Source organism: Methylobacterium litchii, from assembly GCF_038442315.1.
Lineage (GTDB): Bacteria > Pseudomonadota > Alphaproteobacteria > Rhizobiales > Beijerinckiaceae > Methylobacterium > Methylobacterium litchii.
Map to the genome: position 1 here is coordinate 614,612 of NZ_JBBXMY010000001.1, position 19,306 is coordinate 633,917.

20 protein-coding genes are annotated in these 19,306 nt (G+C 71.7%); 8 read left to right on the forward strand and 12 right to left on the reverse strand.

The annotated features are described in order from the left end of the window. Window positions 1-316: 316 nt before the first annotated feature. On the reverse strand, window positions 317-1,840 hold the full coding sequence (locus tag AAHF99_RS03160; RefSeq protein ID WP_342162625.1) for a CYTH and CHAD domain-containing protein: 1,524 nt from the start codon (window positions 1,838-1,840) through the stop codon (window positions 317-319). Between the two features lie 313 nt (window positions 1,841-2,153). On the opposite strand from AAHF99_RS03160, the gene selB reads away from it, so the two are divergent. After that, window positions 2,154-4,106: a selenocysteine-specific translation elongation factor gene (gene selB, locus AAHF99_RS03165; RefSeq protein WP_342162626.1), complete on the forward strand. Its 1,953-nt coding sequence runs from the start codon at window positions 2,154-2,156 to the stop codon at window positions 4,104-4,106. Here selB and AAHF99_RS03170 read toward each other — a convergent pair. Further along, on the reverse strand, window positions 4,064-4,381 hold the full coding sequence (locus AAHF99_RS03170) for a hypothetical protein (protein ID WP_342162627.1): 318 nt from the start codon (window positions 4,379-4,381) through the stop codon (window positions 4,064-4,066). The two genes, selB and AAHF99_RS03170, sit on opposite strands and share 43 nt — an antisense overlap. A 50-nt stretch (window positions 4,382-4,431) precedes the next feature. Further along, window positions 4,432-4,947 (reverse strand): Fur family transcriptional regulator, encoded by a 516-nt coding sequence (locus AAHF99_RS03175; RefSeq protein ID WP_412759820.1) that lies wholly within the window; start codon window positions 4,945-4,947, stop codon window positions 4,432-4,434. Between the two features lie 155 nt (window positions 4,948-5,102). Between AAHF99_RS03175 and AAHF99_RS03180 the strand changes: the two genes are divergently transcribed. The 3 genes from AAHF99_RS03180 to AAHF99_RS03190 are packed head-to-tail and all read left to right on the forward strand — an operon-like array spanning window position 5,103 to window position 6,885. Further along, window positions 5,103-5,231, forward strand: coding sequence for a hypothetical protein (locus AAHF99_RS03180; RefSeq protein WP_342162628.1), 129 nt, complete (start codon window positions 5,103-5,105; stop codon window positions 5,229-5,231). Beyond that, window positions 5,228-6,025, forward strand: coding sequence for a metal ABC transporter ATP-binding protein (locus tag AAHF99_RS03185; RefSeq protein WP_342162629.1), 798 nt, complete (start codon window positions 5,228-5,230; stop codon window positions 6,023-6,025). The genes AAHF99_RS03180 and AAHF99_RS03185 overlap by 4 nt, the downstream gene beginning before the upstream one ends. A gap of 35 nt (window positions 6,026-6,060) precedes the next feature. Next, window positions 6,061-6,885, forward strand: coding sequence for a metal ABC transporter permease (locus AAHF99_RS03190; RefSeq protein WP_412759834.1), 825 nt, complete (start codon window positions 6,061-6,063; stop codon window positions 6,883-6,885). A gap of 7 nt (window positions 6,886-6,892) precedes the next feature. Here AAHF99_RS03190 and AAHF99_RS03195 read toward each other — a convergent pair whose 3' ends face one another. From AAHF99_RS03195 to AAHF99_RS03205, 3 genes are all read right to left on the reverse strand, one after another. Next, window positions 6,893-7,753, reverse strand: a complete 861-nt coding sequence (locus tag AAHF99_RS03195; protein WP_342162631.1) for an SDR family oxidoreductase — start codon at window positions 7,751-7,753, stop codon at window positions 6,893-6,895. A gap of 48 nt (window positions 7,754-7,801) precedes the next feature. Then, complete coding sequence (locus AAHF99_RS03200; protein WP_412759821.1) at window positions 7,802-8,620, reverse strand: SGNH/GDSL hydrolase family protein; 819 nt, start codon at window positions 8,618-8,620, stop codon at window positions 7,802-7,804. A 221-nt stretch (window positions 8,621-8,841) separates the two neighbouring features. Next, window positions 8,842-9,102 carry a PepSY domain-containing protein gene (locus tag AAHF99_RS03205; protein WP_342162632.1) on the reverse strand — a complete coding sequence of 87 codons (261 nt, stop codon included), beginning with the start codon at window positions 9,100-9,102 and terminating at the stop codon, window positions 8,842-8,844. 147 nt (window positions 9,103-9,249) lie between these two features. Here AAHF99_RS03205 and AAHF99_RS03210 point away from each other — a divergent pair, with 147 nt between their 5' ends. Continuing rightward, window positions 9,250-10,779, forward strand: a complete 1,530-nt coding sequence (locus tag AAHF99_RS03210) for a YifB family Mg chelatase-like AAA ATPase (RefSeq protein ID WP_342162633.1) — start codon at window positions 9,250-9,252, stop codon at window positions 10,777-10,779. Between the two features lie 9 nt (window positions 10,780-10,788). Here the strand turns inward: AAHF99_RS03210 and AAHF99_RS03215 are convergent, their stop codons facing one another. From AAHF99_RS03215 to AAHF99_RS03230, 4 genes are all read right to left on the reverse strand, one after another. After that, window positions 10,789-11,232: a hypothetical protein gene (locus AAHF99_RS03215; RefSeq protein WP_342162634.1), complete on the reverse strand. Its 444-nt coding sequence runs from the start codon at window positions 11,230-11,232 to the stop codon at window positions 10,789-10,791. A 114-nt stretch (window positions 11,233-11,346) separates the two neighbouring features. Continuing rightward, the gene (locus tag AAHF99_RS03220; RefSeq protein ID WP_342162635.1) at window positions 11,347-11,703 is read right to left on the reverse strand and encodes a hypothetical protein; all 357 of its coding nucleotides are present in this window, start codon (window positions 11,701-11,703) and stop codon (window positions 11,347-11,349) included. A 20-nt stretch (window positions 11,704-11,723) separates the two neighbouring features. Beyond that, window positions 11,724-13,601: a methylmalonyl-CoA mutase subunit beta gene (locus tag AAHF99_RS03225; protein WP_342162636.1), complete on the reverse strand. Its 1,878-nt coding sequence runs from the start codon at window positions 13,599-13,601 to the stop codon at window positions 11,724-11,726. A gap of 156 nt (window positions 13,602-13,757) precedes the next feature. After that, window positions 13,758-14,561, reverse strand: coding sequence for an undecaprenyl-diphosphate phosphatase (locus tag AAHF99_RS03230; protein WP_342162637.1), 804 nt, complete (start codon window positions 14,559-14,561; stop codon window positions 13,758-13,760). 204 nt (window positions 14,562-14,765) lie between these two features. On the opposite strand from AAHF99_RS03230, the gene AAHF99_RS03235 reads away from it, so the two are divergent. From AAHF99_RS03235 to hslV, 3 genes are read left to right on the forward strand one after another with little or no spacing between them, the layout of a single operon-like run. After that, a complete protein-coding gene (locus tag AAHF99_RS03235; protein WP_342162638.1) occupies window positions 14,766-15,458 on the forward strand; it encodes a glutathione S-transferase family protein in 693 nt (230 codons plus the stop codon). A 29-nt stretch (window positions 15,459-15,487) separates the two neighbouring features. Next, complete coding sequence (queG, locus tag AAHF99_RS03240; protein ID WP_342162639.1) at window positions 15,488-16,657, forward strand: tRNA epoxyqueuosine(34) reductase QueG; 1,170 nt, start codon at window positions 15,488-15,490, stop codon at window positions 16,655-16,657. Window positions 16,658-16,677: 20 nt separating this feature from the next. Next, window positions 16,678-17,223 (forward strand): ATP-dependent protease subunit HslV, encoded by a 546-nt coding sequence (hslV, locus tag AAHF99_RS03245; protein WP_412759835.1) that lies wholly within the window; start codon window positions 16,678-16,680, stop codon window positions 17,221-17,223. 16 nt (window positions 17,224-17,239) lie between these two features. On the opposite strand, the gene AAHF99_RS03250 is transcribed toward hslV, so the two are convergent. Both AAHF99_RS03250 and AAHF99_RS03255 read right to left on the reverse strand, forming a co-directional pair. Next, the gene (locus tag AAHF99_RS03250; RefSeq protein WP_243958971.1) at window positions 17,240-17,536 is read right to left on the reverse strand and encodes a DUF2218 domain-containing protein; all 297 of its coding nucleotides are present in this window, start codon (window positions 17,534-17,536) and stop codon (window positions 17,240-17,242) included. Between the two features lie 243 nt (window positions 17,537-17,779). Beyond that, window positions 17,780-19,213, reverse strand: coding sequence for an FAD-binding oxidoreductase (locus AAHF99_RS03255; RefSeq protein WP_342162640.1), 1,434 nt, complete (start codon window positions 19,211-19,213; stop codon window positions 17,780-17,782). Window positions 19,214-19,306: the final 93 nt, after the last annotated feature.

Sequence of the window (19,306 nt, forward strand, 5' to 3'; positions counted from 1 at the left end):
TCGTGATCGGGGCGGCGGAAGCATGACGGCAAGCGGGCGCCGTGTCAGCCCTGCCATGTCTGCATGGCCGAAAGAATGAGTCCGTTTCTTCGTCAGAATTTTCGCTGAGAAATTGTAACGTGGCTCAGCCAGACACGGACGGGCAACATGGCGGGCGCATGATGCCCGTCAGTCGCGCTTCCCCCCTCGCGCGGCTGACGGGGCGGACCCTCTCATACCCTACCCGGGGTTGGGTCCGCCCTCGTCGCGTCAGCGCCGGAACGGCAGGCGGTGAGCCCCAGAGCCGCCTCCGTTCCGGTGCTTTCGTGCGTCCGGCTCAGTGCCAGAACGGCTTGACGTCGAGCAGGTCGGTGCGCGCGTCCGCCGCCTTGTCGAGGAGGTCCTTCACCCGCTTCTCGTCCACCTCCGGCATGGCCGGGCCGTCCTCGCGCGCGATGTCGAGGGGCAGGGTGCGGGCGGTCTCGATGTCGTTGAGCGCGCCGAGATGGTCCTGCAGGTCGGAGAGTGCGTCCCCGAACGCCTTCTGGCGCTTCTGAGCCTTGGATTTGGGGAACAGCCCCGCGAAGAACTCGGCGCCGTAGCGCAGCTTCTTGGCCGAGATGCGCGCCCGGTGGCGGGTGTGGGCGTCCAGGTGGCGAAGGCCCTTCCCGCGCTTCTTCACGCGGCGGCGTGCCTTGTCGAGGATGCCGGCGGCGAAGTGCCGGCCGTCCTGCCGCGCCGCATCCTGCTCGCTCCACGGGCCGGCCTCGACCCAGCCTGCGATGTCGAGGAGGAGGCCGCGCCATTGCGGGCTCGTCAGGATCTGCTGAACGGCGGCATAGGCGTGCTCGCGGGCCTCGTCCGCGCCCCGCCCGATCTCGGCGATGCCGGGATGGTCGGGGTTGTGCTTGGCGAGCACGGGCAGCGTGTCGTGGATGAACACGTCGAGGTTGCGGGCGTGGCCGAAGGGCTCGGTCACGCGCTTGATCTCGTCGCCGAGGGCCGCCGCCTTGGGGTCGTTCTCGAACAGCGGCGCGAACAGCGACAGGGCCGAACGCAGACGCCGCAGGGCGACGCGCATCTGGTGCAGGGCGCTCGGGTCGCGCGGGCCTTGGAGGAAGGCGGTCTCGTTGATGCGCAGGTGGCGCAGGCACGCGCGGGCGACGGTGCGGAACACCGTGCCGGCGTCGTCCTCGGGGTCCAGCGCGATCGCCTCCGCCTTGGCCGGGGAAGGCACCTCGCGGTCGAGGGCGGCGAAGCCCCGCGCGCTCTTCGAGAGCACGCCGAGGCGCAGGGGCACGGTCTCGGTGAGCGTCTGGGCGAAGGCGAAGAGGTCGGCCACCCGCCCGCGTTCCAGTTCGAGCTCCAGCTCGCACAGGAGGGCGTCGCCGGAGGCGGTCTCGATGCGCCCGTCGTCCAGGGTGACGGCGATCTGGGAGTCGCCGAACTCCACCGAATGGACCCGGCGCATGATGACGGAGGTGAAGAGCGGCTCGAGGGGGGCCCCCGCCTTCTCCAGCACCGGCTCGGCGGCGGTGCCGGCCCAGGCGGAGGGCTCCGGCGCGTCGCCCGGCACGTCGCTCTCCCATTCCGCCCGGTCGAACAGGCCGATCTGGCCCGCGCCCGCCTTCACCGTCTGGATATGGCGGCCCTCCGTGCTGCGGATCCGCAGGGTCAGGCCCTCCTCCCGGAGCGCCCTGTCGGGGGTGTCGTAGTAGCGGGTGCGAAGCAGCTTCGGCTCGGTCGCCGCCACGTCCTTCAGTTGCGGGTGGGTGCTCAGGGCCGTGAGATCGGGGCCGTCGCATTCGAGCTTCAACTCGATCTCGCGCGGTTCCTCCGTCCCTTCCTGCGCCTCGCTCATGTGTCCCCACCTCGAAATTGTACGCCGACCCAGCGAGGGGCCGATCTACCACGTCCTGCGGAGTGCGTCCGCAAGGCTCATCCTCCTACGCTTGACGCGCTGAAGCGATCCGCTGTTATCGGCAGCCTTCGCGACACTGCCGTGAAGTCCCCTTTTCAGTTCCAAAATCATTTTGCCACACTAAATCGCTTGCAATTCAATTGCTCAATCTAGTATCGCCATCGGCAAACTGCGCCTGCCCGCTCGCTCCGTCCGATGGAGCGGGACCCCTTCGCGGCGGTTATGCGGTCGTCCCGTCACTCGAGCATTCCCCGTGACTGCCTTGAAGACTCTTCTTGTCGGCGTCATCGGCCATGTGGACCATGGCAAGACCGCCCTCGTGCGTGCGCTCACCGGTGTCGAGACGGACCGGCTGAAGGAGGAACAGGCCCGGGGCGTGTCCATCGTGCCGGGCTTCGCCCTGCTCGCGGGCGAGGCGGGGGAGATCGACCTCGTGGACCTGCCGGGGCACGAGCGGTTCGTGCGCGCGATGGTCTCGGGCGCGACGGGCATGCGGGCGGTGCTGCTGGCGGTGGATGCCAACGAGGGCATCAAGCCTCAGACCGTCGAGCATCTGGAGATCGCCCGGCTGATCGGCGTGCGCCGGGGCGTGCTGGTGCTGACCAAGGCCGACCTCGCCACCCCGGAGACGATCCGCGCCCGATCCGCCGAGATCGCCGCCGCCGCCGCGCGGGCCGGGCTCGACACGGGGCCGGTCATCGCCACCTCGACCCTCACCGGCATCGGCATCCCCGCCCTCTCGGCGGCGCTGCTCGGCCTGCTCGCCGAGGCCAACGGCGGCACCGACGACGGCTTCCCCTACCTGCCGGTGGACCGGGTCTTCACCCGCGCGGGCTTCGGCACGGTGGTCACGGGCACCCTGCGCCGGGGCAAGCTGGCGGTGGGCGACACGGTCGAGATCGCCCCCGGCGGGCGCCGCGCCGTGGTGCGCGGGCTGCAGATCCACGGGCGCCCGGTGGAGATCGCCGAGCCCGGCCGCCGCACGGCGGTGGCGCTGCGGGGCGTCGGCCTCGACGAGATCGCGCGGGGCCAAGCGCTCAGCCTGCCCGACCTTCTGGTGCCCACCCGCTGGCTCGATGTCGCCGTCACAGCCGCCGCGAGCGCGGAGTCTGCCCTGCCGAGCGGCCTCGCCTGCCGCCTGCTGTTCGGCACCACCGAGGTCGAGGCGCGGCTACGGCTCCTCGACCGGCAGAGCCTCGAACCGGGGCAGACGGCGCAGGGCCAGCTCCACCTCGCGGAGGAGGTGGCGGTGCCGGCGCGGGAGCCCTTCGTCCTGCGCCTCGATTCCCCCGCCGCCACCGTGGCGGGCGGGCGCATCCTCGATCCGGCGAGTCGCCGCCGCCGCCGCAACGACCCGCGCGTCACCGCCGACCTCGCGGCCATCGCCGCCGGCCGCCCGGCCGAGGCGCTGACCGTGCGGCTGGGGCAAGCCGGGGCGCTCGGCGCGCCGTTGGCGGAACTCGCCCGTCTCGCCGGCACCACGCCGGAGCGCGTCCGGCGTCTCCTCACCGCCGCGGGCGCGCGGGAGATCGCGGAGCGGTTCGTTGGGGCGCCGGCCTTCGCGGCGCTGCGCTCCGGGACGATGGGAACGCTGGCGCAGTTCCACCGGGAGCGCCCGATGGACCACGGCGCCCCCCTCGATCAGGTGGCCCGCTCCCTCGCCCTGCCGGAATCGGTGACGGGCGCGGTGCTGCGCGACCTCACCGGCTCGGGAGAGGTGACGCAGGTCGGCACCCTCTGGCGCCGGGCGGATTTCGACCCGGCCCGCAACGAGACCGAGACGGTGCGCCGGCTGGAGCAATCGTTCCGCAAGGCCGGGCTGAACCCGCCCGACGAGGCCGAGGCCATCGGCCGCGACATCCGCCGCCGGGACGCGCTGAACTACCTGATCGGCTCGGGCGCGATCATCCGCGCGGTCGATCGGGTGCAGCGCCGGGCGGTGCTGTTCCACCGGGAGGCGGTGGCGAGCGCCCGGTCGCGCCTGCTCGACGCCTTTCCGGCCGCCGCCGACGCCGAGACCGGCTTCCTCGCCCGCGAGGCGGGGGCGGCGCTCGGCATCTCGCGCAAGTTCTCGATTCCGCTGCTGGAGCACCTCGACGCCACGGGCTTCACCCGCCGCGCCGGGGACAAGCGGATCATCGTCTCCCTAGAGAAGGCCGCGCCTCAGAAATCGCTGCCCAGCCAGTCGTCCCGGCTCGGCTCGTAGCAGGTGTAGCCGATCAGGCAGGCAGCAGCGTCGCGCGTCGGCCGGAAGGCCCGGCGGGCGATCTCGGTCGGCTCGCAGAACGAGCGGTCGCGGACGAACCGGTCATAGGTCTGGCCGCCCGTGCCCAGCACGATGGCCCCCTGGGACGCCACGAGCCGCGAGGCCTGGGCGCAGCTCATCACCACGGTGGAGGGGCGCCCCTGCGCCAGGGCGGGCGAGGCCGCCAGCAGGGCAGCGGACAGAGCGAGCAACCGCTTCGGCAAGGAAGCCTCCATGATGGCGATTCAAGCCGGAACGCGGAGGCGCGGTTCCTGGGGCGGAGGGCTCAGGCCCGGCGCGCCTTGTCGCGGCAGGCGCCGCAATCGCCCTCGACTTCGAGGATGCTGTGGGCGGGGGTGAAGCCCGCACGCTTGAGGGTCTTGCCGAGGCCGCTCTCCACCTCCGGCGAGGTGGTCTCGTCGATGCCGCCGCAGGTCCGGCAGATCAGGAACACCACGTTCTCGCTCGCGCCATGGGCATGGGCACAGGGCACGAAGGCGTTGCGGCTGGCGATGCGATGGACGAGGCCGAGCTCCATCAGGAAATCGAGGGCGCGGTAGACCGAGACCGGCGCCACCCGCCGCCCCGGCCGGCTCAGCCGCTCGGCGATGTCGTAGGCGCCGGGGGGCTTCTCGCTCGCCACCACCGCGTCCAGCACCTCCCTCCGCAGGGCGGTGAACTGCACCGCGCGCTCCCGGCACAGTTCCTCCGCCCGGGCGAGGATCGCCGCCGGCTCGGCCTTGCAGGAATGGCCGTGGGCGTGATCGTGATCGTGATCGTGGGAATGTCCGGCGGCTGACACGATGGCGGCTCCCGAAAGGGCGACCGGCGTCGGCGGCCGGGCGGCGCCGGTTGTGCGGCGGCTTTGTTACAGTGTATCACTTCCGGCCTGGACCGTACCAGGGGCCGCCGCACCGCATGCCCCGTCCCGCTCCGTCCTTCAAGAAGCCAGCTCCCGTGCCGCGCCGCCCGTCCGCCCCCCTTCGCCCGACGCTGTACCGCAGCGGGCTCGCCCCGCGCCTCGGCCTCGCGGCGGGGCTCGCCGGCCTGGTCTGGATGGCCATCGCCTGGGCGCTCGCCGCGTGAGCGCGCCCGCGCCGATCCGGCTGCACGGGCTGACGCTCGGCTACGACAGGCACCCGGCCGTCCACCATCTCGACGGGACGATCCGGGCCGGCGACCTCCTGGCGCTGGCCGGGCCGAACGGGGCCGGCAAGTCGACCCTCCTGAAGGGCCTGACCGGCGAGATCCCGGTCCTCGACGGCCGGATCGAGCGGCCGGACGACATCGCCTACCTGCCGCAGGCCGACGCCATCGACCGCAGCTTTACCGTGAGTGTCATGGACCTCGCCGCCATGGGCCTGTGGCGGCGCCTGGGTCCGTGGCGCTCCCTGCGCCGCGCCGCCCCCGCCCTGCGCGACGCGCTGGAGGTGGTGGGCCTTTCCGGCTTCGAGGCGCGGCCCATCGGCACCCTCTCGGGCGGCCAGTTCCGCCGGGCGCTGTTCGCCCGCCTGATCCTGCAGGATTGCCGGACGATCCTCCTCGACGAGCCCTTCACCGGCATCGACGCGCGGACCACCGACGACCTCCTGGCGCTCGTCCGCCGCTGGCACGGCGAGGGCCGCACCGTGGTGGCGGCCCTGCACGACTTCGCGCAGATCCGCACCCATTTCCCCACGACGCTGCTGCTCGCCCGCGAGCCGGTGGCCTGGGGGCCGACCGCGCGGGTGATGACGGCGGACAACCTCGCCCGCGCCCGATTGCTCTCGGAAGCCTGGGACGAGGACGCGGCCATCTGCGACGGCACGCGCCACGCCGCCCCGCGCGAGGCACACACGCATGAGCACGGCCACAGCCACGGCCATGAGGATGCCGCGTGATCGACCCCTTCGCGCCGTTCATCGAGTTCGGCTTCATGCGCCGGGCGCTCGCGGGCTGCCTCGCCCTGTCGGTCTCGGCGCCGCCGGTCGGCGTGTTCCTCATGCTCCGGCGCATGAGCCTGATGAGCGACGCCATGGCCCACGCGATCCTGCCCGGCGCGGCGGCGGGGTTCGTGGTGGCGGGCCTGTCCCTGCCGGCGATGACGATCGGCGGCCTCGTGGCGGGGCTCGCGGTGGCCCTGCTGGCGGGCGCCGTCACCCGCACGACGGTCCTGCGCGAGGATGCGAGCCTCGCTGCGTTCTACCTGATCTCCCTGGCGGGTGGGGTGCTGCTCGTGTCCCTGCGCGGCTCGCAGGTGGACCTGATGCACTTCCTGTTCGGCTCGGTCCTCGCCCTGGACGATCCGGCGCTCCTGCTCCTCGGGGGCATCTGCACCCTGACGCTCGTCACCCTGGCGCTGATCTACCGGCCGCTGGTGATGGAATGCGTGGATCCGCTCTACCTGCGCAGCGTCAGCCGGGCCGGCGGGCCCGTGCATTTCGCCTTCCTCGGCCTCGTGGTGGTGAACCTCGTCGGCGGCTTCCAGGCGCTGGGCACCTTGCTCGCGGTCGGGCTGATGCTGCTGCCGGCCGTCGCCGCGCGGTTCTGGGCGCGGGAACTCGGCGCCACCATGGCGGCCTCCGTTGTCATCGCCGTCCTGGCGAGCTTCGCGGGCCTCAGCCTGTCCTACCGGTTCGACCTGCCGACCGGCCCGGCCATCGTGCTGTCGGCAGGGACGCTCTACCTCGTCTCCATGCTGGCCGGGCCGCAGGGTGGGCTGCTGCGCCGCCTCGTGCGGCCCCGGCACCTCGAAGCCTGAGGCGGCCTTACTCGTCCGCCAGGGCGGCGAGCCCTTCGCGATAGGTCGGGTAGGCGAGGTGGACCCCAAGTTCGTCGCGGATCAGCCGGTTCCGCACGCGCTTGTTCTCGCCGTAGAAGCTGCGCGCCATGGGCGAGAGGTCGGCGGTCTCGAAATCCACCTCAGGGGGCGGCGGCAGGCCGGCGAGGGCGGCGGCGTGCTCGATCACCACCTGCGGCGGCGTCGGCTCGTCGTCGGTGACGTTGTAGATCGCCCCGTTGCGCGGCCGGTCGAGGGAGGCGAGCAGCGTCGTGGCGATGTCGTCCACATGGATGCGGTTGAAGACCTGACCCTTCTTCACGATCCGCTGGGAGCGCCCCTCGCGCACCTTCACGATGGGGTTGCGGCCCGGCCCATAGATCCCCGACAGCCGGAACACCTGCACCGCCTGGCCCGTGCGCGCGCCGAGGGCGAGCCACGCCTCCTCCGCCACGAGGCGGGACCGGGTGCGCCCGCTGCGGGCGGCGGGCGGGGTGGTCTCGTCGATCCACGCGCCGCCTTGGTCACCGTAGACGCCGATGGTGGAGAGGTAGCCGATCCAGCCGATGCGGCTTGCGGCGATGGCCTCGGCGTAATGCGGCAGGACCGGATCGCCCTCGGCATCCGGCGGGACCGAGACGAGCAGCGCGTCGCTGTCCGCGAGGTCGGCCGCGATCTGGGGGTCGGCCGCCTTCGGCCCGAAGGCCCGCATGGTGAAGCCGGTCTCGGCGGCGATGCGCCGGGCGGCCTCGTCCTCGGTGACGGTGCCCCGGATCGTGTCGAAGCGGCCTCGCGCCGCCTCGGCGAAGCGGCGGCCGGTGAAACCGAGCCCGAAGACGAAGAGATTCATGGGCCGGGTGTCCGGGAGGCCGGGGCCTCCGTCAAGCCGGGCCGGTGACTATTCCGCCACCGCCTGCGTCACCTGCACGGGGCCGGCGTCGCGCAGGATCGATTCGGCCGCCGCCGCCGCGAGGAGGGCATAGCCCCGGTCGGCCATGTGCAGGCCGTCGGACGCGAAGAGCTGCTTCGACGTCACCTTCCCGTCACGGACCCAACCATGCATCAGGTCGGCCCGGCGGATCACCGGCACGTCCAGTTCGGCGCCGATGTCGCGCACGGCGTCACGGAAGCGGTTGGCGCCCGGCGTCGATTCGAGCTTCGGGCACCATTGCGGCTCCATCAGCACCACGTCGATCCCGGCGTCGCGGATCCGACGCAGACCCTCCAGGGTCGCCTCGCGGAAATGGTCCAGGGAGACGCCGCGCAGCGGGTCGTTGCTGCCGGTCTGCCAGATGACCAGCTGCGGCTCGGGGCCGATCACGTCGCGGTCGAGGCGGGCGAGCATGTCGTCCACATGCTCGCCGCCGATGCCCCGGTTGATCACCGTGACTTCGACGCCGTGAAGCTTGGTGCGAAGGTCTGTCTGCAGGCGCGCGGGATAGGCGTTGGCCGGGCTCGACGCGCCGATGCCTTCCGTCGAGGACGAGCCGAAGGCGACGATGCGGAGCGGGGCGCCGATCGCGAGTTGCCGTGCCACATGCGGCAGGTCCGGCGTCTCGTGCATGTCGATGCCCAGGAGATCGAGGGATTCCGGGAGCAGGTCGGCGTAGGCCAGGACGGCGGTGGGAATGACGAGCAGCCCGGCGGCCAATGCGACACGCCTGACCCAGCGATGGGCGAGGTCGCGGACGGGGCTTGCGGAGGATGGCGTCGACACGGGCACCGTTGGGTTCGGCGAGCGGTTACGATGGATACATTGTGCACGATCACCGCGGAAGGATCGGTTCGGGAAACGCGGTGAAAGCCAACTGAATTCGTAACTCAATGTAAACGAATTCGCCGCCCGACACAAAGCTGAGCCTCGCCTCTCCTCGTGGCCGGATCGGGGCGCGCCTCCTTCGAAAAGCCCCCATCCGAAGGGGATGGGGGCGGTCGCGCTCAGTCGTCCTTGCGCTTCACGATCGCCAGGGTATTCGGATCGAGCTTGAGATCGACCTTCTTGCCGGCCGAATCGATGGCGTCGTCCACCTCGATCAGGCCGTCATCGAGCTCGATTTCGCTCCACTTGGTGAATCCTTCCTGGCGAAGCATCGCTTCGACCTTGGCCTTCTGGTCGGCCGGCAGCGGCGTGTCGGCATAGGCGGCCGGAGCCAGCGTCAGGGCGAAGGCGAGGGCGGCGAGGCTGGGGGCGAGGCGCATGGCGGGCTCCGTTTCTGGTTTGTGACAGAGGCCGAACCGCCTGGGCCGAGGCTGGTTCCAGACGGCCACCCCGCTTGAGCCGGCTCCGGTTTTCCCGCACAGGTGCGACACCCGGTCGCGGGTCGTTTTCACCGGAGCCCGGCCAGGATGGTCACGCGCGTCGCCACCGTCGCCTTCGAGGGGATCGAGGCGCGCGCCGTCGATGTCCAGGTGCAGATCCTCCCCGGCTCGGTGCATTTCTCCGTCGTCGGACTTGCGGACAAGGCTGTGGCCGAATCGCGGGAGCGGGTGCGTGGGGCGCTCATCGCCTCCGGCCTCGCCCTGCCGGCCAAGCGGATCACCGTGAACCTCGCCCCGGCCGACCTGCCGAAGGAAGGCTCGCATTACGACCTTCCCATCGCGCTCGGCGTCATGGCCGCCATCGGGGCGATCCCGGCGGATGCGCTGGCGGGCTATTGCGTCCTCGGCGAACTTGCGCTCGACGGGACGCTCTCCCCCGTCAGCGGCGTGCTGCCGGCGGCGCTCGCGGCGGCCGAGCGCGGTCTCGGGCTTATCTGCCCCGCCGCGACGGGGCCGGAGGCGGCCTGGGCCGGGGGCGACCTCGACGTCCTGGCGCCGCGCTCGCTGATCCAACTCGCCAACCATTTCAAGGGCAGCCAGGTGATGGCCCGCCCCGTGCCGGCCCTGGCGGCGGCGGATGAGGCGCTGCCCGACCTCGCCGACATCAAGGGCCAGGAGGGCGCCAAGCGCGCCCTGGAGATCGCGGCGGCCGGGGGGCACAACCTGCTGTTCAACGGGCCGCCGGGGGCGGGCAAGTCGATGCTCGCCGCGCGGTTGCCGTCGATCCTGCCGCCCCTCGGCCCCCGCGAATTGCTCGACATCGCCATGGTGCGCTCGGTGGCGGGAGGGCTGAAGGGCGGCGCCCTGTCGAACCGGCGTCCGTTCCGCCAGCCGCACCATTCCGCCTCCATGGCGGCCCTCGTCGGCGGCGGCCACGGCGTCCGGCCGGGGGAGGTGTCCCTCGCCCATGGCGGCGTGCTGTTCCTCGACGAGTTGCCGGAATTCAGCCCGCAGGTGCTCGATTCCCTGCGCCAGCCCCTGGAGACGGGCACGGTGATGCTTGCGCGGGCGAACCACCGGGTCACTTACCCGGCCCGGTTCCAGCTGGTGGCGGCGATGAACCCCTGCCGCTGCGGGCACGGGCTCGATCCCGGCTATGCGTGCCGGAAGGGGCCGAACGAGCGCTGCATGGCGCAGTATCAGGCCCGCCTCTCCGGCCCGCTCCTCGATCGGATCGACCTGCGCATCGAGGTGCCGGCGGTGTCGGCGGCGGATCTGATCCTGCCCGCGCCCGCCGAGGGGTCGGCCGAGGCGGCCTCCCGCGTCGCCGCCGCCCGCGCCCGGCAGACGGCGCGCTACGCAGAGCACGGCCTGCCGCCGGAGACGACGAACGCGACCTGTCCGGCCAAGGTGATCGAAACGGTGGCGAGCCCCGACGCGCAGGGCACGGCGCTCATCCGGCAGGCGGCCGAGACGATGCGCCTCTCGGCCCGCAGCTACCACCGGGTGCTGCGGGTCGCGCGCACCCTGGCCGATCTCGACGGCGAGGGGCAGGTGCGGCGGCTGCACCTTGCGGAGGCGCTGTCCTACCGGGGGCGGAGCGATGGAACGGCCTGACGGGCCGGCTCACTCGGCCGGGGCGGCATCCTCGGCGCTGGCCTTCTCGGCCGGCGGCTCGGCGCTCGCCACCGCCTTGCGCTCCAGCATCGGCTGAAGCCGCTCGGCGAGCTGCTTGTCGAGATGCTTGGCGTAGGCGCCCTTGAAGTAGCGCTCGCCGGTCTTGGCGCCGAACAGACGGTCATGCGTCTGAATCATCGCCGCGACCTCGGGCCGGCACAGGAAGCCGGTGACGGAGGCGGCCTCGTACCAATGGCCGGCGCGGGCTTCGCGGATCGCCTTGGGGTTCGACATCACCGTCTCGGCGAAACAGTCGGTCGCGGCCTGACGTAGGGGCGACATCACCGATTCGGCCTCGGCGCGGTCGGGCGCCTTCACGGCCCGCTGCGGGCGGGCCTCCGCGCCCGTCACGGCAGTGAGAACGGCGAGCGTGGCGAGGATCGGGAACTTCATGCGGGGCGGCCTCGTCGGGTGTCCGAACCGGGTGTCAGATTCCCCCCGGATTGCGTCGGGAACAGGGCCGGGGCGCGGTCCCGGCGTGACGGAGCGCGCAAGACGCGGGCCGATTCAGCCGCGCTTCTCGGCGTTCCAGCGGCCCCGGCATTCGAGGGAGCCCGACGCGACCCAGGTGCCCCGGCCGAACCCGTTGGCGCCGAGCCGGCCGACGACCGTCGCGGTGGAGAGGCCGGAGGAGATCGAGCCCCGGATCGCCCCGTTGCGGGCGACCTGCCCGTTCACGGTGAAGGCGGTGCCCACGAACCGGACCTGCCCGTTCTCGATGCGCACGGGGTAGCGGTAGGCCCGGTCGCAGGAGCCGGCTTCGGTGACGATCTCGACGCTCCATGTCCCGTCGTAGCGGGCCGGCGCGGCCACGGCGGGGACGGAACAGACGAGGGCTGTCGCCAGAAGGATCGAACGGATCATGGAAAACGACCGGGTCACACTCAGCGGGGAGCAGAGCGAAGTCCGCGCCGGATCGCCTCGTCCAGAAGCGCCAGAAGGTCGCACCCCATGAACAGGAAGGCGTGGATGCCCGCCGCCTTCAGGGGCGCTTCCAAGTCGGCCGGGCGCCCGGCGAGGTAGATCGTCCCGGCGCCGGCCGCCGCCAGCGCCTCGGTCGCCTCCACCGCCTTCTCGGCATAGACCGCATCGGACGAGCACAGGCAGACGAGGGACGCCCCCGACGCCTTGTAGGCTTCGACCAGGGAGGCGGTGTCCGGGAAGCCCTCGTTCGAGAGGGCCTCGATGCCCCCCGCCGCGAAAGCGTTGGCGGCGAAGCTCGCGCGGGTGTTGAAGGCGGCCAGCGGCCCGAGATTGGCCAGGAACACGCTCGGCCGGCGCCCGGCCTTGGCCAGCGCCGCGTCGGAGGCATCGCGCAGGGTCTCGAACGGCTCGGCGAGCCGCTGCGAGGGTAGCGGATCGCAGGCCACCGCCGCGCCAGCCCCGAAATTCGCGGGCTTGCCCGGCGCGACCGGGGGCACGTCGAGGACGGCGACAGGCTTCTCGGCGAGGTTCGGGAATTCGGTGGCGCCGGTCAGCGGCATCCGCCGGGTGGCGATCGCCTTGGTGCGGGCCTCGCGCACCGCCTCGATCCTCCGCTGGATCTTGCCGACGCTGAGGGAGGCGACGATGCCGCCCTCGCCCTCGATGGCGCGGAAGGCGTCCCAGGCGGCTTCCGCGATCTGGTCGGTCAGAGCCTCGAACCCGCCCGCGCCCGCCGCCGGATCGCTGACCCGGCCGAGATGCGATTCCTCCAAAAGGACGATCTGGCTGTTGCGGCCGACGCGCCGGGCGAAGGCATCCGGCAGGCCGAGCGCCTGGGTGTAGGGCAGCACGCACACGGCGTCGGCCCCGCCCATCCCGGCGGCGGCGGCGGCCATGCCGGTGCGCAGGATGTTGGTGAAGGGGTCGCGCTTGGTCATCATGCGCCACGCCGTCTCGGCATGGATGCGCAGGGGCTTCGGGTCCAGGCCGCAGGCCTCCTCCACCCGCGCCCAGAGCCGGCGCATGGCGCGGAACTTCGCCAGCGTCACGAACTCGTCGGCATCGGCCACGAGGAGCACGGCGATCCGGTCGCGGGCCGCGTCGAGGTCGTGGCCGGCGGCTTCGAGGGCGCGCAGATAGGCGAGGGCGGTGGCGAGCACCGCGCCGAGTTCGGCGGCCTCGCCGGCCCCAGCCTCGTGATAGGGGCGCCCGTCCGCCAGGAAGGCGCGGCCGGTGAAGCCGGCCGCGTCCAGTTCGGAGACGGCGGCGGCGAGCTGCGGGGCGATCTCCTTCCACCCGGCGCCGAGGCTGCCGGTGGCGGCGAGCACGCCCACGGGGTCGATGCCGAGATCGAGATCGTAGGAGGACAGGTCCTCGCCCCGCGCGGCGGCGAGGTCGCGGATCCAGCGGGCGGCGTCGAGGCCGCGCCCGCCCGCGTCGAGGCGCAGGTTGACGAGGGACAGCATCACGCCCGCGAGCGCGGCGTCGAGCCCGGCGGCGTCGGTCACGGTCAGGCCGTAGCCGCGCGCGCCCGGCGCCCCGGCAAAGGCGAGGACGAGGGCGTCCGCGCCGCCTTCGAGGTCCATCATCACCTGACGGGCGGCGGCGGCGGGATCGGGATGATCGACACGCTGGGCGATCTTCCAGGGGCCGGGCGCCCGCACCGGCTGCGCGCTCGGCTCGGCGGCGGCGTAGAGCGGCTCGATTCGCAGCCCGTCGGCGGTCTTGGACACGAGCTTCTTCTCGAAATCCGCGCCCTTCAGCGCGGTCTCGACCAGGGAGAGCCACCGCTTGCGGTCGGCCGGCTCGAAAAGATCGGCGAGCGGTCTGTCTTCCATCGGTTCGGCCGAGCCCCCCTCAAGGCGCTCCGTGCCGAAGGTTGGCCGGCGGGGAGCGCGTCGCAGCATGGTTGCCGCGGTTCAGGCGCCGCGGTCTCCGCGCTGCGTGACACGAGAACCCGCTCCGATGCAATTCCCCTCCCGGCCGCCTCCGTCTCAGCCCAGGATGATGAGCCCCGCGAGGCCGAGCGCCCCGACGATGATGCGCCACCATGCGAACAGCCGGAACCCGTGCCGCGACACGTAATCGAGCAGCACCCGCACGACGAACAGGGCCGAGATGAAGGAGACGACGAAGCCGATCACGATCAGCCCGACATCGTTGCTCGACAGGTTCTTGTAATTGTCGAACAGGTCCTTCGCGAAGGCGCCGGCCATGGTCGGCATCGCGAGGTAGAACGAGAATTCGGTGGCGGAACGCTTGTCCGCGCCCATCAGCATCGCGCCGACGATGGTGGCGCCCGAGCGCGACACGCCGGGGATCATCGCGAGGCACTGGAAGATGCCGATCTTGAAGTCCATCGGCAGGGTGAAGTCGTAGACGTCGGTCTTCTTCACCTCCAGGTCGGTGTCGTCGATGACGAGGAGGACGAGGCCGCCCGCCACCAGGGTCGCGCAGACGATCCACGGGTTGAACAGGTAGGCCTTGATCAGTTTCGAGAAGAGGCCGCCGATGATCGCCGCCGGGAGGAAGGCGATGAGGATGCCGAGGATGAAGCGGCGCGCCTGCGGGTTGTGAGGCGCGGCAGTGGCGATGTTCAGGAGCCGGCGGAAATACACCGCCAGGATCGCCAGGATGGCGCCGAGCTGGATCAGCACCTCGAAGGTGTTGTTGGGCGAGTGGAAGCCGATGAAATGCCCGACGAGGAGCTGATGGCCGGTGGAGGAGACGGGGATGAACTCCGTCGCGCCTTCCACGAGGCCGAGCAGAATTGCCTTCCCGATACTGACCGGATCCATGCCTGTCCTCGCGCCTTCCGGCGCACGCACCAGGCGCCGCCCACACCCTTGTCCGCCCGGTGGCATCACCGATCGCGGTTGACGGGCGGTTACCGTGCTTGACCGCGCGTGTTAAGGGGGCGGCAAGAAACCGGCAATAACGCTCGGATCGAGGCCCTGCCCGCCGGGGCGGACGGCGCGAGAGGGAGCCTCACTGCGGCTTCGATGGCGAACCTCTATCATTTCCCCTTCTGCGCGAACTCCCGCTTCGTCCGGCTGGTCATGGCCGAGATGGGCCTGGAACCGCTGCTCATCGAGGAGCGCAGCTGGGACCGGCGCGACGAATTCCTGCTGATCAACCCGGCCGGCACCACGCCCGTCCTGCTGGAGCAATCGGGCACGGTCGTCCCCGGCGCGGGCGTCATCGCGGAATATCTCGACGAGACACGAGGGCTCGGCCTCAGCGGCCGCCGCCTCCTGCCGGAGGATCCGACCGGCCGCGTCGAGGTGCGCCGCCTGCTCGACTGGTTTCTCGTGAAGTTCGAGGGCGAGGTGACCGGCTACCTCGTGGCCGAGAAGATCGCCAAGCGCTTCATGACGACGAGCCAGGGCGGCGGTCCGCCGGACATGAACGCCATCCGCGCCGCCCGCACCAACGTGCGCTACCACCTGAAATACATCGGCTATCTCATCGCCCGGCGGCGCTGGCTCGCGGGCGACGACCTGTCCTATGCCGATCTCGCGGCGGCGGCCCATCTCTCCTGCGTCGACTATCTCGGCGACGTGCCGTGGGAAGAGGACGAGATGGCCCGCAACTGGTATGCGCGGGTGAAGTCGCGGCCCTCCTTCCGCGCCATCCTCGCCGACCGGGTCGCCGGCATGCCGCCGGCCGCCCATTACGCGGATCTCGATTTCTGAGCGACAAGCGGTTCTTCCACGGCGAACGGTTGCGCCGGCTGGTCGAGGACAGGGCCCGTCACTTGGGCTTCTGCGGCCTGCGCATCACCCGGCCCGACCGCGTCCCCCATCTGCCCGAACGCCTCGCCCACTGGCTCGCCGAGGGCGCCCACGGCACCATGGACTGGATGGAGGAGCGCGCGGACCAGCGCGCCAGCCCCGTCGCCCTGTGGCCGGGGGTGCGCAGCATCCTCGTGGTCGCCATGAGCTACCGGCCGGAGGAGGATCCGCTGGCCCTCGTCGCCCGGCGCGGGCACGGCGCCATCGCGGCTTATGCCCAGCGGCGCGATTATCACGAAGTGTTGAAGGGCAAGCTGAAGGAGCTCGGCGGCTACCTCTCGGCCAAGGCCGACGCGCGGGTGAAGGTCTTCTGCGACACCGCCCCCGTGATGGAGAAGGCACTCGCGGAGGCGGCGGGGCTCGGCTGGCAGGGCAAGCACACGGTGCTGATCTCCCGCGAGGCCGGCAACTGGCTCCTGCTCGGGGCGATCTACACCAGCGCCGAGTTCGAGCCCGACGCGCCGGGCGTGGACCGGTGCGGCTCCTGCCGGGCCTGCCTCGACATCTGCCCCACCGACGCACTGCCCGCGCCCTACCGGCTCGATGCCCGGCGCTGCATCTCCTACCTCACCATCGAGCACCAAGGGCCGATCCCGGCCGCGTTCCGCACCGCCATCGGCAACCGGGTGTTCGGCTGCGACGATTGCCTCGCAATCTGTCCCTGGAACAAGTTCGCCCGGCAGGCCGCCGAGACGCGCCTGTCCGCTCGCGACGACCTCGCCGCACCGGACCTGCGGACCCTCGCCGCCCTCGACGAGGCCGGCTTCCGGACGTTCTTCGCCGGTACGCCCGTGAAGCGCACGGGGCGAGACCGCTTCCTGCGCAACGTCCTCATCGCGGTGGGCAATTCCACCGAGCCCGGCCTCGCGTCGAGTGCCGTCGCGCGGTTGGCGGACGCCTCGCCGCTGGTGCGCGGCATGGCGGTCTGGGCCTGCGGCCGGCTGCTGGACGGGGACGCCCTGCGCGACCTGCACCGCCGCTTCGGGGCGGACGAGGCGGACGGGCATGTCCGCGAGGAATGGGCCTTCGCCCTCACCGCTGGACGCGAGGGGACACGCTCCCCATCTGCGCCGCATCACGAGACAGGAGCGCAGACGTGAGCCACGACGAGCGGGGCGGCATGCCCAGCATGCACGCCACCACGATCCTGATGGTGCGGAAGGGCGGTCGCGTCGTCATCGGCGGCGACGGGCAGGTGAGCCTCGGCCAGACGATCGTGAAGGGCAATGCCCGCAAGGTGCGCAAGCTCGCCAAGGGCGCGGTGATCGGCGGCTTCGCCGGGGCGACGGCCGACGCCTTCACCCTGTTCGAGCGGCTGGAAGCCAAGCTGGAGCAGTATCCCGGCCAGCTCACCCGCGCCTGCGTGGAACTGACGAAGGACTGGCGGACCGACCGCTACCTGCGCCGCCTGGAGGCGATGATGCTGGTGGCCGACCGCGACGTCAGCCTGCTCCTGTCGGGCTCCGGCGACGTGCTGGAGCCGGAGAGCGGCGTGATGGCGATCGGCTCAGGCGGCAATTACGCCCTCGCCGCCGCGCGGGCGCTCGAGGACAGCGCGCTGGATGCCGAGGCGATCGTCCGCAAGGCGATGGGCATCGCGGCGGAGATCTGCGTCTACACCAACGGCAACCTCGTCATCGAGGCGCTGGACGAGGCGGCGCGGTAGCGCGCCGCCGGACGGCTCAGGCGACGGCGCGCGACCAGCGGATGTCGCCGAGCCCTTCGCGGAAGGCGAAGCGCAGGAGGTGGTCCGAGACCACGTTCTCCAGGCGGGTGAGGTTCACCGGGTCGGCGCTCTCGATGCGCATCACGAGGGCGTCGGGCTCGGCGTTCAGGGTGCAGACGCGGTCCGCGCCGAAGGGCACCTTGCCCTGGTCGGCGGTGGCCTCGACGTCGAACTTGTGGCTCCAGTGGCGGCAGAGCTGCTGCAGGTAACGGCTAGCTTCGGTGGTCTGCACGCGGGCCAGTGAAGAGGGCATCGGATGACTCCGGATCGGTGGCGCTCGGCGGTCTGTCTCGCAACTGCGAAACGTCCGACGGCGAGAAGCAAGGGGCGGGCCTTTTCCTGAGGATCGTGGCCGCGCCCTCACCAGAAGGTCCAATCGACGCCTTAGCAGCAGGTTAACGCCAAGGTTCGATTGCGGCGGGTGTGTCCGCCGCGTCCCCGTTCTCCGCCGTCAGACGAGCCGAATTATGGCGCGGCGCACAAAAGTCGATTGCTGTTACGCACTCCCCGCAGGCGGCGGGACGACCTTGCCGGGGTTCAGCAGGCCCCTCGGGTCGAGGGCCGCCTTGATGTCCCGCATCAGGTCGAGGGCGACGGGCGGAGCGTAGCGGGCGAGCTCGTCGCGCTTGATGAGCCCGACCCCGTGCTCGGCCGCGATGGAGCCGCCGAGTTCGTGCACGATGTCGTGAACGATCCGGTTGAAGCGGGTCCAGTGGGCGAGGAACGCGGCCTTGTCCATGCCCACCGGCTGGCTGAGGTTGAAGTGGATGTTGCCGTCGCCGAAATGGCCGAAGCCGCAGGGGCGCAGGCCCGGCATGGCGGCGAGGCAGGCGGCGTTGGCCCGCTCCAGGAACTCCGGCAGCCGGGCGAGGGGCACGGACACGTCGTGCTTGATCGAGCCGCCCTCGCGGGTCTGGGCCTCTGGCACGGCCTCGCGCAGGTCCCACAGGGCGTTCGCCTGCGCCCCGCCCGACGCGATGGCGGCATCGCCGATCATCCCCGCCTCCAAGGCCTCGCCGAGGGCCGATTCGAGGTCGTGCCGGGCCTCTGAGCCCGGCCGGCAGGACGAGAACTCCACGAGGGCGTAGGCGCCGTGATCCCCGGAGAGGGGGCGCACCGTGCCCTTCCCGTGCCGGAGCGCGAGGTCGAGGGCGAAGGGCGGCAGGTATTCGAAGGCGGTGAGATCGCGGTCGGCCCGGTCGCGCAGGAACACGAACAGGTCGAGGGCGGCTTGCGGCGAGTCGAGACCCACGAAGGCGACCCCCGTGGAGCGCGGCTTCGGGAACAGCCGCAGGGCGACGGCGGTGACGATGCCCAGCGTGCCCTCCGAGCCGATGAAGAGCTGCTTGAGGTCGTAGCCCGCATTGTCCTTGCGCAGGGCCTTCAGCCCGTTCCAGATCCGCCCGTCCGCCAGCACGACTTCGAGCCCGAGGGTCAGTTCGCGGGCATTGCCGTAGGCCAGCACGTTGAGCCCGCCCGCATTGGTGGCGATGCCCCCGCCGATCCGGGCCGAGCCGCGCGAGGCGTAGGTGAGGGGGAACAGCATCCCCGCCGCGTCGGCCGCCGCCTGCACGGTCTCGAGGATCGCGCCGGCCTCCACGATGAGCGTCGCGCCGATGGGATCGACCGCCCGCACGGCCGTCAGCCGTTCCAGGGAGATCACCACGCCCCCCTGCGGCACGCCCCCGCCGGTGAGGCCGGTATTCCCGCCGAGCGCGACGAACGGCACCCCCGCCCCGGCGCAGAGGCGCACGGACGCCGCGACCTCCTCCGTCGAGCCGGGCCGGAGCACGGCGGGCGTCGCGCCGTGGAAGAGCCCGCGCCGCTCGCTGAGATAGGGCGCCAGCAGGTCGGGATCGGTCAGGACGTGGCGGTCGCCGAGGGCACCGCGCAGGGCGTCGAGGAGATCGGAGGGGGCGGGCTCGGTCATCGCATGAATTTTGCGCTCCACGGCCCGCTCAGCAAGCCCGGCCGGATGGCGGCCCGTGGCGGATGGCTTACAACGAGGCTCGCGCCCGGCAGC

Coding starts and splice junctions, on each gene's coding strand:
- AAHF99_RS03170 (WP_342162627.1), bottom strand. CDS start 4,381: ATGGAGGCTTCCTTGCCGAAGCGGTTGCTCGCTCTGTCCGCTGCCCTG.
- AAHF99_RS03235 (WP_342162638.1), top strand. CDS start 14,766: ATGGCGAACCTCTATCATTTCCCCTTCTGCGCGAACTCCCGCTTCGTC.
- AAHF99_RS03160 (WP_342162625.1), bottom strand. CDS start 1,840: ATGAGCGAGGCGCAGGAAGGGACGGAGGAACCGCGCGAGATCGAGTTG.
- AAHF99_RS03190 (WP_412759834.1), top strand. CDS start 6,061: ATGCGCCGGGCGCTCGCGGGCTGCCTCGCCCTGTCGGTCTCGGCGCCG.
- AAHF99_RS03225 (WP_342162636.1), bottom strand. CDS start 13,601: ATGGAAGACAGACCGCTCGCCGATCTTTTCGAGCCGGCCGACCGCAAG.
- AAHF99_RS03230 (WP_342162637.1), bottom strand. CDS start 14,561: ATGGATCCGGTCAGTATCGGGAAGGCAATTCTGCTCGGCCTCGTGGAA.
- hslV (WP_412759835.1), top strand. CDS start 16,678: ATGCCCAGCATGCACGCCACCACGATCCTGATGGTGCGGAAGGGCGGT.
- AAHF99_RS03255 (WP_342162640.1), bottom strand. CDS start 19,213: ATGACCGAGCCCGCCCCCTCCGATCTCCTCGACGCCCTGCGCGGTGCC.
- AAHF99_RS03195 (WP_342162631.1), bottom strand. CDS start 7,753: ATGAATCTCTTCGTCTTCGGGCTCGGTTTCACCGGCCGCCGCTTCGCC.
- AAHF99_RS03205 (WP_342162632.1), bottom strand. CDS start 9,102: ATGCGCCTCGCCCCCAGCCTCGCCGCCCTCGCCTTCGCCCTGACGCTG.
- AAHF99_RS03215 (WP_342162634.1), bottom strand. CDS start 11,232: ATGAAGTTCCCGATCCTCGCCACGCTCGCCGTTCTCACTGCCGTGACG.
- AAHF99_RS03250 (WP_243958971.1), bottom strand. CDS start 17,536: ATGCCCTCTTCACTGGCCCGCGTGCAGACCACCGAAGCTAGCCGTTAC.
- AAHF99_RS03210 (WP_342162633.1), top strand. CDS start 9,250: ATGGTCACGCGCGTCGCCACCGTCGCCTTCGAGGGGATCGAGGCGCGC.
- AAHF99_RS03220 (WP_342162635.1), bottom strand. CDS start 11,703: ATGATCCGTTCGATCCTTCTGGCGACAGCCCTCGTCTGTTCCGTCCCC.